Source organism: Sphingobacterium sp. SGG-5 (assembly GCF_011043525.1).
Classification (GTDB): domain Bacteria; phylum Bacteroidota; class Bacteroidia; order Sphingobacteriales; family Sphingobacteriaceae; genus Sphingobacterium.
Genome location: NZ_JAAKGO010000002.1, coordinates 311,631 through 329,518 on the forward strand (window position 1 = coordinate 311,631; position 17,888 = coordinate 329,518).

General features: G+C 43.3%; 17 protein-coding genes. 4 read left to right on the forward strand and 13 right to left on the reverse strand.

The window, feature by feature from the left end; translation table 11 throughout:
- Positions 1 to 81: 81 nt before the first annotated feature.
- The 11 genes from G5B30_RS03645 to G5B30_RS03695 all read right to left on the reverse strand — a co-directional run bounded on the left by G5B30_RS03645 (position 82) and on the right by G5B30_RS03695 (position 13,373).
- Entirely contained in the window at positions 82 to 1,092 is a 1,011-nt protein-coding gene (locus tag G5B30_RS03645; protein ID WP_165318596.1) for a BT_3987 domain-containing protein, read from the reverse strand.
- An 11-nt stretch (positions 1,093 to 1,103) separates the two neighbouring features.
- Positions 1,104 to 2,321 (reverse strand): DUF1735 and LamG domain-containing protein, encoded by a 1,218-nt coding sequence (locus G5B30_RS03650; protein WP_165318597.1) that lies wholly within the window; start codon positions 2,319 to 2,321, stop codon positions 1,104 to 1,106.
- A 24-nt stretch (positions 2,322 to 2,345) separates the two neighbouring features.
- A complete protein-coding gene (locus G5B30_RS03655; protein WP_165318598.1) occupies positions 2,346 to 3,290 on the reverse strand; it encodes a glycoside hydrolase family 18 in 945 nt (314 codons plus the stop codon).
- Between the two features lie 24 nt (positions 3,291 to 3,314).
- Positions 3,315 to 4,922 carry a RagB/SusD family nutrient uptake outer membrane protein gene (locus G5B30_RS03660; protein ID WP_165318599.1) on the reverse strand — a complete coding sequence of 536 codons (1,608 nt, stop codon included), beginning with the start codon at positions 4,920 to 4,922 and terminating at the stop codon, positions 3,315 to 3,317.
- Positions 4,923 to 4,933: 11 nt separating this feature from the next.
- Entirely contained in the window at positions 4,934 to 8,221 is a 3,288-nt protein-coding gene (locus tag G5B30_RS03665) for a SusC/RagA family TonB-linked outer membrane protein (protein ID WP_165318600.1), read from the reverse strand.
- Between the two features lie 230 nt (positions 8,222 to 8,451).
- On the reverse strand, positions 8,452 to 9,435 hold the full coding sequence (locus G5B30_RS03670; RefSeq protein WP_165318601.1) for a FecR family protein: 984 nt from the start codon (positions 9,433 to 9,435) through the stop codon (positions 8,452 to 8,454).
- A 72-nt stretch (positions 9,436 to 9,507) separates the two neighbouring features.
- A complete protein-coding gene (locus G5B30_RS03675; RefSeq protein ID WP_165318602.1) occupies positions 9,508 to 10,077 on the reverse strand; it encodes an RNA polymerase sigma-70 factor in 570 nt (189 codons plus the stop codon).
- Between the two features lie 194 nt (positions 10,078 to 10,271).
- Positions 10,272 to 11,009 carry a zinc ribbon domain-containing protein gene (locus tag G5B30_RS03680; protein ID WP_165318603.1) on the reverse strand — a complete coding sequence of 246 codons (738 nt, stop codon included), beginning with the start codon at positions 11,007 to 11,009 and terminating at the stop codon, positions 10,272 to 10,274.
- Positions 11,009 to 12,103 (reverse strand): Nif3-like dinuclear metal center hexameric protein, encoded by a 1,095-nt coding sequence (locus tag G5B30_RS03685; protein ID WP_165318604.1) that lies wholly within the window; start codon positions 12,101 to 12,103, stop codon positions 11,009 to 11,011. The genes G5B30_RS03680 and G5B30_RS03685 overlap by 1 nt, the downstream gene beginning before the upstream one ends.
- Positions 12,104 to 12,120: 17 nt before the next feature.
- Positions 12,121 to 12,573: a hypothetical protein gene (locus G5B30_RS03690; protein WP_165318605.1), complete on the reverse strand. Its 453-nt coding sequence runs from the start codon at positions 12,571 to 12,573 to the stop codon at positions 12,121 to 12,123.
- Between the two features lie 86 nt (positions 12,574 to 12,659).
- On the reverse strand, positions 12,660 to 13,373 hold the full coding sequence (locus tag G5B30_RS03695; protein ID WP_165318606.1) for an SAM-dependent methyltransferase: 714 nt from the start codon (positions 13,371 to 13,373) through the stop codon (positions 12,660 to 12,662).
- A gap of 135 nt (positions 13,374 to 13,508) precedes the next feature.
- Between G5B30_RS03695 and apaG the strand changes: the two genes are divergently transcribed.
- Genes apaG through gcvT form a run of 4 tightly spaced genes read left to right on the forward strand, consistent with a single transcriptional unit; the run spans position 13,509 to position 16,066 of the window.
- The gene (apaG, locus tag G5B30_RS03700) at positions 13,509 to 13,895 is read left to right on the forward strand and encodes a Co2+/Mg2+ efflux protein ApaG (protein ID WP_165318607.1); all 387 of its coding nucleotides are present in this window, start codon (positions 13,509 to 13,511) and stop codon (positions 13,893 to 13,895) included.
- Complete coding sequence (locus G5B30_RS03705; RefSeq protein WP_165318608.1) at positions 13,895 to 14,263, forward strand: hypothetical protein; 369 nt, start codon at positions 13,895 to 13,897, stop codon at positions 14,261 to 14,263. The genes apaG and G5B30_RS03705 overlap by 1 nt, the downstream gene beginning before the upstream one ends.
- A gap of 6 nt (positions 14,264 to 14,269) precedes the next feature.
- The gene (locus G5B30_RS03710) at positions 14,270 to 14,968 is read left to right on the forward strand and encodes a pseudouridine synthase (RefSeq protein WP_165318609.1); all 699 of its coding nucleotides are present in this window, start codon (positions 14,270 to 14,272) and stop codon (positions 14,966 to 14,968) included.
- An 18-nt stretch (positions 14,969 to 14,986) separates the two neighbouring features.
- Positions 14,987 to 16,066, forward strand: a complete 1,080-nt coding sequence (gcvT, locus tag G5B30_RS03715; protein WP_165318610.1) for a glycine cleavage system aminomethyltransferase GcvT — start codon at positions 14,987 to 14,989, stop codon at positions 16,064 to 16,066.
- Between the two features lie 124 nt (positions 16,067 to 16,190).
- Here gcvT and G5B30_RS03720 read toward each other — a convergent pair whose 3' ends face one another.
- Positions 16,191 to 16,433 carry a DUF6358 family protein gene (locus G5B30_RS03720; RefSeq protein WP_165318611.1) on the reverse strand — a complete coding sequence of 81 codons (243 nt, stop codon included), beginning with the start codon at positions 16,431 to 16,433 and terminating at the stop codon, positions 16,191 to 16,193.
- Between the two features lie 34 nt (positions 16,434 to 16,467).
- Positions 16,468 to 17,883 carry a Glu/Leu/Phe/Val family dehydrogenase gene (locus G5B30_RS03725; RefSeq protein WP_165318612.1) on the reverse strand — a complete coding sequence of 472 codons (1,416 nt, stop codon included), beginning with the start codon at positions 17,881 to 17,883 and terminating at the stop codon, positions 16,468 to 16,470.
- Positions 17,884 to 17,888 lie beyond the last annotated feature (5 nt).

The window sequence follows — 17,888 nt, forward strand, 5'->3', positions numbered from 1 at the left end:
GCTTTCACCGTCGACTTATGCTAAATCAAATCGATGTTTGGAGCGATATGCTCCAAACACCGATCTCACACTTTTTATTTCTTATTGCACGCTATATACGCCCATGAAGACCAACCCGTTCATCGGCGAAGTCAGCTCCAGTTTGATATATCGGGCCTCTACAGCACCGTACATACCAAGATACTGGTATCCACTTTGAAGATTCATCTTCTCCCGGGGAAAATCAGCAATCTCAGTATAGGTCGTTCCATCCGTACTCAGTGAAAATTTCACATGGCTAAAGGTATTTTCAGGAGAATTGGTGGTAGCATTTCTCGAATACACCCGCAAACCAGAGATCTTTTTTGTATTCTTCATGTCAAATACAATAATTGCCGGATCCGCCGAAAAGGATAAATAATTGCTCGTTCTTGTATTCCAAAGATTCGAAATCGGACTACTCGTGTGGCTAGACGTATAGGTCCACGTGTTATAGTCACTACTTCCTATAAGTGAACCAAGCATATCTGCTGATGCTACATTTTCTTTGCCTATATATAAAGATTCGGACACGTGTATTTTTACATATACAGTATTCAGATTGGAACTAATATGTACATTATTAGACACCGACGTTAGTTTGATAGGCACCAAATAATTACCGGGCTCAAGTTCAGCGACCTTCGTATTAGCGATACGAAAAGAGACCGACTCTCCCGAATGTGTTTCTCCTGCCTCAATGGATATCGAGGTATTTGTCAGTTCTATAATACTTTCTGAAAGTGAAAGATAGTCTGTCCCATGGCTAGTATTGTATTCCTGTACCAACGCGTTGTCTATGCCCACTGAAGCGGTAAGCTCACCTGTCAGCTTATTTACGCGTACGGGAAACTGAAGATCAACATTACTAAAAGTCCCTATAGGGGTTTGTGTAGCCACGAATACTTTCTCGTTCTGCACATCGTCGGCCGTTTCATTGGTGGTACTTATATAAGCATAAGTATTGGAATCACCGACTATGTCAAAAGATTCCTCTTTGTTACATGCTTGAAAAAAACCTAATCCAAGAAGTGTGCATATCGTGCCGATATGTATTGATTTTAAATATTTCATAAGGGTAATATTTATTGGTAACACTCATTTTTTTCATCCTGCAGCCAGGTTACAAAACTACTTTTATCGTACTGTTGATATATGTCGCTCTCCGTGGGTGACCTCCAAGTGTCAGACCAGTCCATGTCGTATCCGTTTCCGGTAGCATCGTGAAAAATATGTCCCGAAGATTCGTTCATTTTCCAATATGCCAGTAAACCTGACGTCTCAGCGTCTACGCCACACATACCCATTTGTATTTCATTGGCTACCAAAGCCTTATTCCATAGTTTGACCTCCGCGATGCGGCCGCTGGTTCTTTGTTGAGACGGATAGCCGGCCCAAGACATCCCTATTTCAAACTTTGAAAATTTAAATCCGGACGGTGTTCCTAAAATTTCAGCATCTTTAACGCCATCCACATACATGGCATATTTACTGCCATCGAATGTCAGCGATACCGTATACCACCTGTTTGGCGCAAATAAAGTTTTGGAGACAATACTACCTCCGGGCGACACCCACTGTAATTGGTTTCTATCAAGACCATTCTCCCCAAAGCGTAACATATTCTGCCCATTTTCTCCACCCCAATTACATAAGCGCCGAATTCTGTTCGGCTTGTCTTCCGTTAAGAATACCTTGATCTCGCACGTATATTGTGGAAGGTCGATCGGCGTAAAGCCTTCTTTAGACTCTTCAAACCAATATTCACTATACAAGTTATAGTTTGATATGTCCAACGAACTAAAGTGTAATTTACGCGAGACGCGTAAAAACACCGTTTTCGCCGATGCCAAAACTTCCAAGTCCCCGTTGCTCACACGCTGAATCGACACAGGAATCACATATGAACGGCCATCCACCCAATTCTCGGTAGATACTACCTGTATGCGGATACCGTTTGAAAACGCTTTACCCGCATTAATTGTATCCCGGATGTCCAATAACTTTACCGAAGATTCGGGAACAGGATAATAAGATGTCTTATTCTTTTGGTTATACACTTGGAGCGCATCGTTGTCTATCTGATAATCAACGATCACGTCTTCGTTTACTTTTCGCGTGGCGGACGTCGTTACATAACGTATAGATGGAGTGTCATCCAATTGGAAAGTGGCGAGCGCGTTTACATCGGTACCTGTTAAAAGCACATAATTTTTATCCGGATCAAACTGGTCATCTCCATTACAAGATATAAATGCTCCGAGGACGCATAACCACAAAAAGTATTTATTTAATATTTTCATCTCAATTGTCTTTAATAATAAACATTAACGAACGGCGGGATTCATGATCTGAATCGCTTGTCTAAACTCGTTGTATGGGATACCCGAGGATGAATAGTAATTTCTCCCCAAGAAGAAAACACCTGCTCCGCCTTTACGCTCACCGGTAGCTGGTTTCCATCTCGCATAATCCAAAAGTTTTCCTCCATCCGCATAGAAAACACCAAAAGACTCACAATAAATCATCTTTTCGGGTGGAAAACCTGTGGGCTGCCGAAGTGTTGTCTGGTTACTATAGGCTTGTTGAACAAAATAATCACAATATGGTATCGTTTCGAGCGGTGGCACCGTATTAAAGTAGTCAATAATCAAGAGCTTCTCGGGATACTGTCCCTGTGGTCCAAAATACTTCGCCAGTTCGATAGTCAATCGGGTAATGTTGGTCGCATTCCAACCCTCATAATCCACATCCACCCCGTCAAGTCCGGGTTCCAGTACCTGATTGGCAATCCATTTCGCATAAGCAGTCATGGTTTCATCACTGACGTTACTGTTGTCACCCATGTCATAATCTACGCCGTCCACAGTGAATTTATGTCTATAGTGCGAAGCATCGGCATGCATCACAAAACGAATTCCCTTTTTTTCCTGGCAAAACTTCATATCTTGATAGGCTAAAGGGTGTGTATCGGCCGTCGGTATCCCCATCCATAGGTTGACAATATCAATACTGTCGGGAAGCCCCATAATACGTTCACCCCAAGAAGAAGGATATTTTGTTCCTGACACACCTTCTACTGGAGACCAAGCCTCGTAATAGGCAAAACTTACTTCGCGGTCCATCTTCCTGAATTCACGCAAGTCTGCATAATACTGCTCATCGTAGGTGTGAAGCGTTTGAATTTCCATATTTTCTATATCCGTATCACAACTCACATAAGTGGATGCGATAAAAAGATACAGCGCTACATTTATAATTCTAAATTTCATCTTATTCATTTTTTGATTTTTGAATTACTTCTTATCCCACCATAATTTCGTTCCGCCATTATCCGGTCCACCCAGCTTCGCTACACCCGACTGTACGCCTGCTGCATTTTTCTCATACTCCGACTGTGGATAAGGGATACGGCGAACCTGTATCTGGGTGCTGACCGTACCATTACTGCGGTTCGTTACGACAGGTAATAATTTGGGGTAACCCGTACGACGAAATTCTGCCCAACCCTCGGGACCGTCAGGAAACATCGCTATCCATTTCTGGGTAATAATCCGTTCAAGCTTCTGCTCATTGGTATCCGTATCCGACCAGCGAATGGTTATCGTACTCGGAGCGGCGGTTCCATCCTGATTTTTCGCATTATCCACAAAGGGAGCGGGAGCTGCCGTGCTGTTGAGATAAGCCTCCGCCGAACCAGCACCCGTTTCTTCGAACGATACTGTAATACCACGTTCGTAAAACTCCTTAGCCGTACCGCCCATGGCCCAACCACGCAGTGCACCTTCGGCACGCAGGAAGTAAGCTTCTGCAGCAGTCATCCACACAATTTCAGTGCTATTCTGATCCATATTAAAACTGGATATATTACCCCCAACATAATCTGTCCACGAACTTGTCACGATGCCTAAACGCACACCATGAAATTGTCCGTCGGATGCTTTTGTAAAGTACCGCTCACGGCGCGGATCTGCATATCCGTTCATGTAAGCGTCCATAGTTGCTCCCATTCGTGCTTCTCCACCATTGAAGTCCTTAATTTCCCATAAAGGATGATAATAGATCAGGTCGGCAGAATGCTTTAAGCTAGCCTTTTCGTTTGACGTGCCGATAACACCGATTGGATTATTGATTGATTTTTCTGCTTCCAGCCGGGCCAGATCAGGGTTGGCGTACACCACCCGCATTGCTAAGCGCAAACGTAGCGTATTGGCAAATTTCACCCATCTTGTCGCGTCGCCTCCGTAGACATAGTCAAATTTTTTCATGATTGTTGCTCCTGGATTGGCAATCACATATGTCGTTAGCTCGTCTATGGCGACATCCAATTCTTCAAAAAACTTCGTGTATACCTCCGCCTGCGAATCGTATTGTCCCTGCAAATTGCCCTCTCCAAAATGGATATAAGGAATTGGTCCATAGGTATCGGTAACACGGTGCATGGCCGCCACTTTAACGACCGTTGCCAGCGCAGCAATCTCGGGAAGGCCCTGTTCGCCGGCAATTTTATTTATTTCCTTCCATGCCGACATCGCATATAAAAATGGCTTTTCAAACATTTGGGCGATCCAACCTGTTTGGAATGCGTATGAGCCGTTATGTACTCCGGCATACCAAGCTCCGGTAGGAGCAACGTATCCTGAATAGAGGTCTGATGAAAGGCCCTGTGCCACCTGATAGTCACTTGAGGAATTGATCCCATCCTTGAACATCACAACATTTCGTTGGAGCTGGGCAAAGAATGAACCCGTTTTCAAATTGTCCCAGGACATCATTTCTTCACTCGCCTCGTGCTTGTTTTCGTTAAGGTCCATAAACGAATCGGTACAACCAGCCATCAATAGGCCGATTATTGCACAATAGCTGATCGATTTCGCATAGGTATATATTCTATATATCAACATGATTGTAATTATTAAAATTGAAGTTTAACCGAAAAACCAAGATTGCGAAGACTAGGCTGCATAAAATAATCTATCCCTTGGAAATAGGTTCCTGTACTTGCCGTTAATTCCGGATCATAAGGTGCTTTCCTATATAAGAAAAACAGGTTTCTACCGATAAAGGACACATTCATTCCTTTCACCGCGTTTGTCCATTTACTAACCGGTATGTCGTATCCAAGAGTCAATTCGCTTAAGCGAATATTGGTGGCACTATACACATACATGGAACCTGCTCCTCCATTAGGTGCTCCGATGATCTGATAATATTCCTTTGCCGGGATACGGTATCCGTTGACCACAGCACCACCGGCATCTCGAGCCTCCGCTGTAGTTTGGGATACGCCATAATAATCCAACAAGGCTTGTGTGTTCGAAACGCCAACTCCCCCAAAACGTGCGGTCGCTAAGAAACCAAAGGAAATGCCATTCCATCCAAAGCTATTTCCCCAACCTAGGTTGAACTTCGGGGCTGCATTACCTGCATAAATAAATGTATTTGACTCAGCAATCACGGTATTAGATACGGGGTCCACATAGATCGCGCCGTGTTCATCGGTACGCAATGACGTCACATAAATATCACCCATGGAACCGCCTTCCCGCAGTGAAATCTTATAATTACCTGTTCCTGCCATATCGAATGTAGGCAAAGTAATTTCATCACCCGTAACCGGGTTTTTTGTCGACTCATCAATCAACTGAATGACCTTATTACGATTTAAAGAATAAGTGCCATAGGTACTCCAAGAAAATTTACCCCATTGGTTACTATAACGTGCAGAGAGTTCGATCCCTTTGTTATCTATCTGACCCGCATTCAGATAGATACTGGTGTATCCTGAACTGGAGGAAAGAGGCACGTCAAAGATCTGGTTATAGGTACTGGATTTGTAAAAAGTTGCATCAATCTTTAATTTATTTTGAAACAAACCAAAATTTGCACCTATTTCGCTGGCCTTTGTCCTTTCTGGTTTTAAGTACGGATTATGTAATCTCGCCAGCGTGGTCGGCACACCGTTGGCTACCGGATAGGTAGGAATAGCAATTTGATAAGCGGGTTCATTCCCTACTTCGGAATACGAAGCTCGTACCTTCATATACGGCATAATATCACTTTTGATGTCGAACATCTCTGTAATAATACCCGACAAACCTATAGAAGGATAGAAGAAAGACGAAGAACTGGTATTCGCCAATGTAGAGGGCCAATCGTTACGGGCCGAAACATCCAAATACAACATGCCTCTATAACCTACCTGAGCACTACCAAAAACAGACTGTCTTTGTTTTATATACGCTGTTTGTGTGGCTTCAGAAGTGGAGCGCGCGATATTGGAGTATGTAAACAGATTGGGTACCATCGCCAACTTGCCTCCATACATATCCTGATCAAAATGGATATCATCGATACTAGCCCCAATATTCGCTACAATATTGAAGTTGTCTTCCCAAAAATTACGATCGATATTTAATAATACTTCGCCATACATCTGACGGCTTTTATTGGCATCAAGCGAATAAAATCCTGTCTCCGAAGCGAATAGATTGGTGGTTGATGCATTAAATTTCCTTTCGAAATCTTCGTTGGCCTGATCTAACCTAAACCGGCCGGATAAATTAATTCCTTGGTCAAACTCGTACTTTAATGAAGCCGTAGTGGTGTACCGGGTTTTGGTATTACCAAACAATTCACGATCCGTCACCCAATATGGATTTTGGAGGCCCATACCATCGTCGTATGGCCAAAATTGTGTGGGGAAATTTCTTTCGGGGTTATAACGTTCAAAGGCTGATACGCGGTCGAAGTCGTCCCCTGCCGGGAAAAGATAGACAGGCACAATTGGGTTATGGTATTCGCCCTGTGCCAGCATATTCTGTTCCTTAATCCTGCTTATAGTAGCTTGCAAATCTAACTCTAACCTGTCATCTAAAAACTTAGTGGTATTACGAAGAGAGAAATTTATTTTATTGTAGTCGTTGTGACGTATAATACCTCCCGCCATTGTATTACCTAAAGATACATAGGTCTGGTTCTTACTTGTTCCCGTCGACAGGTTGACCGAATTGATCACCGAATGTCCGGTCTGGAAGAAATCCCGAGGTGCATAACTAGAAGGTGTAGCAAGCTTGTCACCCCAACTATAGAAATCCCCCACACTGGAGGTGCCATATTCCTGCTGAAAGTCAGGTAATACCAAGGGGTTTGAGAATGTCGTACTGTTGGATAGATTGATGGAGGTCTTCCCTTCTTGTCCTCTTTTTGTTGTAACCATCACTACGCCATTAGCTGCTGCACTACCGTATAAGGCTGCTGCAGAGGCCCCACTCAATACGGAAATACTTTCGATATCATCGGGGTTAATTGTAGAAAGGGCATCACCGGTCTGTCCTGCACCAGAAAAACGATCCCCAATATCACCTCTTTCTACATTGAACATCGGCACACCATCGATTACGTATAAGGCATTGTTAGATCCCGAAATAGATTTTGTACCCCGCATGACCACACGTGCAGCACCACCTATTCCTGAGGAAGAACTATTGATCGTCACACCAGCCACCTTTCCGTTCAAGCTGTTGACAAAATTGGCATCTGGTACCCTCGTCACCTCGTCCGCATTGATCTGCTGCACATTATAAGACAGCGACTTCGCTTCTTTCCTAATACCCAGTGCTGTTACAACAACTTCCTCCATTTGTGTTTCTGAACCTTGCAGTACAACTTCGACCGTAGATTGGTTGCCCACAGCTATTTCAGCTGGCTGCATGCCAACGAAGGAAACGACTAATACGACATTATTGGAAGGTACTTCCAATCGAAAATTTCCTTCTGCATCAGTGCGTACACCGGTAGTTGTTCCCTTTATCACGACGGTCGCACCCACAATAGGGTCGCCCAAAGCGTCTTTGACAACGCCCAGCACCACTCGTTGTTGACGTGTAGTCCGCTTCTCTCTCTCCGGTTTAAGGATTAAAATATGGTTTCCACTCATCCGAGCTTCTAAACCTTGGGGTGTCAATACCCGGCGAAGGACATCCTTAACCTTCGTATCCCGCGCAGAGACACTGACCTTTCGAGACAGATCTACTTCCTCAGAATCAAAGAAAAACGAGTAGGTCGTCTGTTGTTTTATCGCTGAAACAAGAACCGAAAGAGGCTGGTTAGTTATATTCACAGTAACATGAGCATCCTGTGAATATACCGATGCTGTAGCGGCAAAGACGCCACAAAACATCAATAATATAGTTAGTTTCATGATTTTTGTCATACTGCGGAGGCGATTCTTTGAATACAATGACCCTGCGCAGTGTATTTTTTTATACATTTGCAAATGAATTGAGGTTTATACGATTTCAATTTACTCCATGAGACAGAATCGGAGGGTGCGGCAATATCTTCCGATTCGTCTTTTTTTATTTCTTATTATCTTTCTATTTTATCATAATCTTATTTTTTAAGGGTTTATAATTATGTTCGGGTATAGCATTAATAGATCTTAACCTGACGTCCCTTTATACTGTATGAAAATTCGCCTACCTTTGCCATAATGTTCAAAATTTCGGTAATACCTTCATTATTAATAAAGTCGCCTGTAAATCTTTTATTTAGTATCTTCTCATTAGTGACCTGAATTTCTATATCAAACATCCGTTCCAGTTGCTTAACGATAAGCTCAAATTTTCTATCCTTGAAAACAAACTTCGAATCACGCCATCCGTATTCCTCACGAAGGACATTCTTTGTCATGTGAAACGTTGCAGTTTCGGGATGATAAGCTACAATCTCATTTGGACGCAATAACAAAGATTGCCCGCGATTGGACATCAGCTCGACCGAACCTTCGACTAATGCCACTCGTACTTCTTCCTTTGGATAACAAGAGAGGTTAAAAGACGTACCGTGGACTTTGACATCCAAAGAACCGGTTTCGATAATAAACGGTCGTTGCTGGTCATGGACCACATCAAAATAGGCTTCTCCCTTAACCCTTATCCTACGTTCTTTATCTCCAAAGTTATTATCCACTTCAAGCCTTGTCGCTGAATTTAGCCAAACCTCCGTTCCATCAGGCAACACCGTCTTTGATTTAGATCCTCTGTCAACCGCGATAACCATACCTTTCCGTTCAGGCACAATACCCTGTCTACTGGCATATGTTCCCCAAAAAAATGCGAGGATAAGACCCGCGGCAATCGCAACGTAAGGTAATGTACGTCTGTATAGTGAAACTGGATTCTGCTTTTTCTGTCTACCTATAAATTCCTGAAAAGCAGCCTCCCTATCATAATCATCCGAAGATATTCCGAAATCGATCATATCAAAGAATAGTAGCGCCTGCTCATAAAACACTTGATTCTCGGCAGATTGTTCGCACCAATCTTTCAATTCCGTGACGCTATCTCCCTCGATGTTTCCCGACAGCGAATCATAGATCAGTTCTAACCAGTATGCTTCAGATTTATCTTCCATTAGTCAAAAAGCTCCTTTATATGGCTTTCATACTAAGAGACAAATCAAAATGAATGTAGGGTAAATTAAATATTAACTTTTTTTAAAGAAATAATCTTTTAAGCCCTGGCGAAGGTGATTCAGGGCTTGCTTGATATGGTATTTGACAACATCAACAGAAATATCCAACGTTTGTGCTATTTCATGGTATTTTAGGTCGGCCGATCGACTTAGTAAAAAAATTCGACGTGTCTGTTCGGGAAGCGCATCAATGGATGCTCGGATCTTACTATCCAGCTCTTTGGCCAGCAAATGATCCATCGGTGTATCTCCATTGTTCTTTCCGCTGCTTCCGATTATCGACTCGTGACCCTCGGGCAGATCAGGGTGCAATTTATTCCGTCGCTTTTCTTCGGCAATAAAATTTAGACATCTATTCCGTACAGCTCTCAATAAATAGCTCCGGAGATCCTGTATTTCTAATTCTCTTCTGGTCTTCCATAATGCGAAGATCACATCATTGACGATAGAACGAGCAGCAAAGGTATCCGATACTATCTTATATGCATAGGTACACAGCGTATTGTAATGCACGGCATACAAAACCCTATATGCATCATTATGCCCAGCTTTAAGACCATCGATGATATCATTATCCCTCATTTAAAAATCATTGTCAGCGATAAAGAACCTATTGTTATAATCTGTTAGTTATGTATTATACTTTTAAAGAATAGCTAAGCAAAAATAGCGCTTTTTACGACAAATAAAAATTAGCCTCAATCACCCATATACCGCAAAAAGAAAAGAGCCCAGTATTTCTTCCGGACTCTTTCTCTCGTTTATATATTTTTCTGTTATCCTTCTTCTGAGGCGATCATCTCATCCACGAGAACACGCCCACAGTGTTCACAGATAATAATTTTTTTACGCTGACGTATCTCCGATTGCAACTGTGGCGGTATCTTATTATGACATCCGGAACAGCTATCTCTTTCGATCGATACTACGGCCAATCCATTGCGAAATGATTCGCGAAGTTTGCTATAGACCTTCAAAAGCCGGTCTTCAATTTTCTTTGAAGCAGCATCTGCGCTATTTAATAAAGCCTCTTCGTCGATTTGAGTCTCCGAGGTAATGGTATCCAGTTCTTTCTTTTTAGTTTCTAACTCACCCTTACTGTAGCCTAAACTCTCTTGTGTTTTGTCGTAAGCTTCTGTTTTATTTTTTATTTCAAACTCCGCTTCCTTGATACGCTTCTCACACACTTGGATTTCCAATCCTTGGATTTCAATTTCCTTGGTTATAGCATCATACTCCCGATTATTCTTCACCTCGTTAAGCTGACCCTCATACCGTTTGATTGCCGCTTCCGCCTCCTTGATCATATTCTTTCGCTTCACGATCGAATCCTCAAGGTCATCCAACTCGATACGAATTTTCTCTAAACGAGTTTCAAGACCTGCAATTTCGTCCTCCAAATCAGCCACTTCTATAGGAAGTTCGCCACGTACCTGACGGATCTTATCTATTTTAGTGTGGATTTCCTGTAAGGCCCACAGTGATTCTAATTTTTGTTCTACAGTCTGTTCCATTAAAAGTATTTTATGGGATTTGTGTCTGTTTCCGTTAATAAGACAGCAAAGTTAGCAAATTTTTTCTGAATAATCTCCAACAATAAATCTTGCGTAAATTGTTCACTTTCATAATGTCCAATATCCGCAATAATAATCCGACCGTCTGCATCAAAAAACTCATGATATTTATGATCTGCCGTAATAAAAATATCGGCTCCGGAACGTATAGCATCACGGAGCAAGAACCCTCCGGCACCGCCGCACACAGCAACACGCAATATCGGTTTATTCAACAAAGCGGTATGACGGATAACCTGCAGATTCAACCGTTCCTTGAGGAATCCCAAAAAAGCATAGCCCTCTTGTGCGACCGGCAGATTACCGATAACCCCAGAACCCACTGCCTGTAATTTGTTGTCGAGTGTGCAGATATGATGCGCCACCTCTTCATAAGGATGTGCCGCCAGCATCGCAACAATGATCCCGCGTTCAATATGAGCCGGATAGATCACCTCTATTTTAGTCTCCTCTACGCGCTCTTGTTCGCCCACTTCTCCTATCGTCGGATTGGCCCCTTCTAAAGGTCTAAACGTTCCATAGCCTGCGCTGTTATAACTACATTGATCGTAATCCCCGATATGTCCCGCACCTGCATCAAATAGGCTCTGCCGCACACTGTCGACATGCGTACGCGGCACATAGACGGTCAGTTTTTTGAGCAGCCCCGCTTTTGGACTTAAAATAGCTTGATTTTCTAATTCCAGACGCTCAGCAATCTTCGAACTTACACCACCCAATACATTATCCAAATTGGTATGTATAGCATAAATGGCCACCCCATGCCGAATCGCCTTAATCACCGTACGTTCGACATAATTATGGCCGTTCAGCTTTTTCAGTCCTTTAAAGACAATAGGATGATGTGAAATAATGATATCGCAGCCCTTATCAACCGCCTCTTGCACCACCGCTTCCGTACAATCCAACGCAATCAGCGCCTTAGAAATCTCATCGTCCTCATGCCCCACAATCAGTCCCGAATTATCGTACGATTCCTGATAAGACAAAGGTGCAACCGTCTCCAGATATTGTGTAAGGTCTCTAACTTTCATATCCTATATTTTAAATACTAATTTTCTTTCCTTGGAGAATTCGACATCAACAGCTTCTTATGTTCGTTGACTTTTATCCCGTAGTTGATATAACAGATAAGACAGGCAATGACCACCAAATATCCGATAAACGCTGGCAACGGAAAATTCAGCGCCAAAAAGGAATAGGCCATAAAATAGCCCTGCTTACGGGTAGGATTCTCATCGACAGCGATCTGACGATCAAAAAATTCGTTATTCAACGAATCTGTCAATCTTCTGACAACGATAAAATTGTAAAAAATATTGATCAAAGGTATAGCTATTACCCAGGCTTGTCCTGGCACTAAGAATCGATTTTCCTTCCGTACCAACCGCAGCGTTGCACGTATCTGATAGGCGAGAATTAGCGAGATTACCTGAAATAAAAGGCTTATTACCAATAAAAGTACAAGGTATTCTTTACTCATACCCTGTAATATTTCGTTCATACGCTCCATCATGCTGCTTCTAACAAATCTCTTTTATTATCCAATTTAAATATGTTGTGTGACGAGAAAGCTAAAAATACAAAAGCTTAAGCAAATAATAAAAATATAGCAGGAATCTTATGTAGGTCGACTGCTGCTGCTTGTTTCCATTCTGCAACACTTCGGGTCTGGATAATTTCCTCGCCGGACGTTATATTTGCTGCGATACACAACATCGTAGTGGGTTTACATACCCGCAATAACTCCGTAAATAAGGCATCATTCCGAAATGGCGTCTCCATAAAAATCTGCGTTAAATTTTCACGCTTACTTTGTGCCTCCAGTTCTTTTATCTTCTGTGTCCTATCTCTCTTATCGATGGGCAAATAACCATGAAACATAAACTTTTGCCCGTTGAAACCCGAAGCCATCAGCGCCAAAAGTATAGAATTGGGGCCCACCAATGGTACGACCTGCACATTTCGGAGATGGGCCTGCCGCACGACTTCCGCACCAGGATCCGCAACTCCCGGGCACCCGGCCTCCGACATCAGGCCGATATCTTTACCTTGTTCAATTTTGGCAAAAATCCCTTGGAAGTCGACCTTCTCTCGTGCATGCTTCCCATAATCGTGTAAAATGAGGCTGCTCTGTGGTATGCTCAGACCCGCCGCTTTTAGGAATTTTCGTGCTGTCTTTTCATTCTCCACGATATACTCATCGATACGATTGACGACCGCTGAATGTGTCAATGTATAAGACGACTGTTCAGCTCCCTCTGCCAATGGGACCGGTATCAAATAGAGCTTGCCTTTTTTCATGCTACAAACCTAAATAATTATCCATAAAATCACCTACATTATGATCTTAATAGATAGATAAATAAAAAATACACAGAACATCAATAAAACAAATTATTCTCATGAAATATAAACAATGATTTATACATTTGGGAGATGATCACGCAATCCACCAACGGCATCTTAGTTTCGGTAGAATGTTACTATCAACAGGAATATTCTAATCCCGACAATATGCATTATATGTTTGCTTATCGGATTACCATAGAAAACAACAGCGATTATACCGCCCGGCTTATTCGCCGACATTGGGAAATATTTGATTCCGTGGGCGAGCATAAACAGGTCGATGGCGAGGGTGTAGTAGGCGAACAACCGACACTCGCGCCCGGCGAATCGCATCAATACACTTCGGGCTGTAACCTCAAAAGTGAAATCGGTTATATGGAAGGCTATTATACCATGGAGCGACAATTTGACGGAAAACTATTTGAGGTCGAAATACCGCGCTTTAACTTAATTGCTCACTACAAATTGAATTGATGTCCAAGACGAGAATATTTGCATTGGTGACCATCGGTATTATACTGGCTGCCATTCTGAGCAACCCAAGCCGGCAAGAGTTCGAAACCGTGCTTACGGCAAAAGCAAAAGAAATTCTAAAAAAACAACTGGAATATCAACACGATGATGCCGTGCAATTGGGTATGACGCTGTTTGGGGATAAGCTCGTCCACAACTTTGTAGAGAACAATATGGTCATAAAAAATTATTACCTCTTCTCACTCATTTACATCAAATGGCAAGGCGAAGAAACGCCTATTGGTGGAGGCGTCTTCAAACAGATATGGCTCTCACCCAAAATTGATGAAAAAGTGAACGACATCATCCATACCTTAAAAAGCCTTTAAAATCCTATGCTTGATATCCGCTATCAAGATGACCATTTGGTTGCGATCAACAAACCACATGGTCTCCTCGTGCATCGTTCCAGCATAGCCGCCGACACCTCTACATTCGCTTTACAGCTACTGCGTGACCAAATCGGTAAACCCGTCTATCCTGCTCATCGTCTGGATCGAAAAACAAGCGGCGTATTACTATTTTCATTGGACAAGGAAACCGATGCGGCTATGCAGGGTCTGTTTATGCAGGCACAGGTCCAAAAGGCATATTGGGCTATCGTACGGGGATACACCGATGATCAGGGCAGCATAAACTACCCATTGCGAAAAGAAAACGGAAATCTGCAGGAAGCCGTCACCTCTTACCGTACTTTGGCTAAAGCAGAAATCGATCTGCCTCTTGGCCAATTTGCCACGTCACGATATTCCCTCGTCAAAGTCGAACCCTTAACAGGGCGTATGCACCAGATACGCCGACATTTTGCACACATCTTCCATCCGATTATCGGCGACCGCCCCCACGGCTGCAACAAGCAAAACAAGTTATGGAAAGAAACCTTCGATCTGGACACGATGCTGTTGCACGCGCAATCGCTTTCTTTTGCACATCCACATACGGGTCAACCGCTCCAGATCACGGCCGACCCCCAATCAGAGTTTAAGCGAGCATTACAGATATTATCGCTTGACCCTATAGATTGGATGAGATAATTATGTAACTTTATCCCGATGAAAAATACAGCATTAACAGACTTGCACATTTCCCTGGGGGCCAAGATGGTACCCTTCGCGGGCTTCAATATGCCGGTACAGTATTCCGGCATCAATGATGAGCATGAGACCGTACGTCGTGCCGTCGGTGTATTCGATGTTAGCCATATGGGTGAATTTATCCTAAAAGGAGAAAAAGCTTTGGACCTCATCCAGAAGATATCGTCTAACGATGCGTCTAAACTCTATAACGGCAAAGTCCAGTATGCTTATATTCCGAACGAGGACGGCGGTATTGTGGATGACTTTTTAACGTACAAAATCGACGATCAGACCTACCTGCTTGTTGTAAATGCCTCCAATATTGAGAAAGATTGGAATTGGATCAGCAAATACAACACCTATGGGGTAGAGATGAAAGATATTTCGGACAAGACTTCTCTTTTTGCTGTTCAAGGCCCTAAAGCAGCTGAGGCACTTCAATCGCTCACTGACATTGAATTAGCTTCCATGGAATACTACAGCTTTACCAAAGGCACCTTTGCAGGTGTGGATAACGTTATTGTATCCGCAACAGGCTATACCGGTGCCGGAGGTTTCGAAATTTATGTCGCCAACGAAGATGCAAGAACAATATGGGATGCCCTATTCGAAGCCGGCGCCGCTTACGGGATGAAGCCGATCGGCTTAGGCGCCCGTGACACATTACGGCTGGAAATGGGTTTTTGTCTGTATGGCAATGATATCAACGACACGACCTCTCCATTTGCTGCCGGATTAAGCTGGGTGACCAAGTTTACAAAAGACTTTGTCAACGCCGAAAATCTAAAGGCGGAGAAAGAACAAGGTCTTTCACAAAAATTAGTCGGCTTCGAGATGATCGACCGGGGAATACCACGCCATGACTACCCCATCGTAAACGCTGCCGGAGAAGTCATCGGTCGCGTAACTTCAGGCACACAATCGCCTACACTGAAAAAATCCATCGGTTTGGGCTATGTAGATGTGGCTTTTTCGAAAGAAGGTACGGAAATCTTTATCAGCATCCGTGATAAAGCTGTCAAAGCGCAGGTGAAAAAACCTCCTTTTGTAAAATAAGCTACCATCGTCATTTCGAGGAGGTACGACGAGAAATCTATGGTTGAGTGATTTTTTGAAAACACCTAACCCAAATTCATCCATAGATTTCTCCCCTCGGTCGAAATGACGATTAGCGGGTTTGTCAAACCCTCTTAGACTGCCCTTTCTTTATTTTTGTCAGCTTCGCTTTCTCCGTCTGCTTCTTGACAATCTCTGTCTTTACATGCTTCAGCAATACCACTTTAAGGTAAACGAGCACTATTCCGATCGCGATTGCCAATCCCAAAATCAGCATGTTGCCACTTCGGTATGCGGCCACGCCACTCATGATGAGAAAGATAATCCCCAAATTCAGCAATAAGTTCAGGATGAAATGTTTCTTCATGCCACAAAAGTATAAAATATCCGCCGTATACGGATTACGGGAATATTCCTAATTCCTCATACGCTACCCCGATTTTATTGATGGCGCAGATAAACGCCGCAGTACGCATATCTTCAACTCCCGGCGTACTCGCGAGCGTATCCCGTATTTCCCGATAGGAGCCGATCATCGTATCCTCTAAACCTGAATGCACCAGATCGATCTCGTCCGGCCCCCTCATGATTAATTTCCGTTCTGCTTCGGACAACTTCTTATGGGTAAGTTCTTCAATAGAATTCACAATATCCGTGTAACGATTTTCACTAAACCGCTTTTCCAGGCGACCATAACGCACATGGCTTAAGTTCTTCAACCATTCAAAATACGAAACCGTTACCCCTCCAGCATTGAGGTACATGTCAGGAATAATGAGTGTGCCCTTTTTGTTTAAAATTTCATCCGCATCGGGTGTCAACGGACCATTCGCCGCTTCACCGACTATTTTAGCCTTAATCCGATCCGCATTACCTTTATGTATCACCGATTCTAACGCGGCAGGAATCAAGATATCACAATCTTGCTCCAGGCCCTCCGCAGGTTCTACAATATTTGTTGCCCCCGGGAAATTCAACAAAGAGCCATGGGTGGCGCGGTGCGCCTGCGCTGCTTCTACATCAATACCATCCTTATTGTAGATGGCGCCATTGTATTCGATAAGCCCGACAATAATGGCTCCTGCCTCCTGACAATATTTTGCAGCGTGGTAGCCTACATTTCCCAGCCCTTGGATGATGATACGTTTGCCCTTAATACCGACTTCTAACCCCAATCTCTCCATATCTTCTTGGATCGCACACGCTTCGCGTACACCAAAAAATACTCCTAAACCTGTCGCCTCAGTCCGGCCCCGGACGCCACCTTGTGAAACAGGCTTCCCTGTTACACAGCCACTCGCATTGACATCATGTGGATTTAATGATATGTAGGTGTCAACAATCCAGCTCATTTCCCGACTACTCGTACCATAGTCCGGTGCAGGTACATCGATACCAGGACCTATAAAGTTCTTCTTACACAGCTCCGCAGTATACCTTCTCGTAATCCGCTCCAGATCGGCTATACTGTATTTATGGGGATCAATTTTAACGCCCCCTTTTGCTCCTCCAAAAGGAACATTCACCACCGCACATTTATATGTCATTAATGCAGCCAATGCCATCACTTCGTCCTGATTTACTTCCATACTAAAACGAATCCCCCCTTTGCAAGGCGTCTTATGGTGTGAATGTTGCACGCGATAAGCTTCAATGACTTCCACGTGATCTCCTATCCGGACGGGAAATTTTACCCGCAAGATTGAATTACATGCCTTAATTTGCTCCAATATTCCCTTGGAAAAACGTGTAAACTTCGCAGCTTTATCAAAATTGCGTTCTACACCTTTAAAAAAACTGTAGTGATTCTCTGACATGAGTT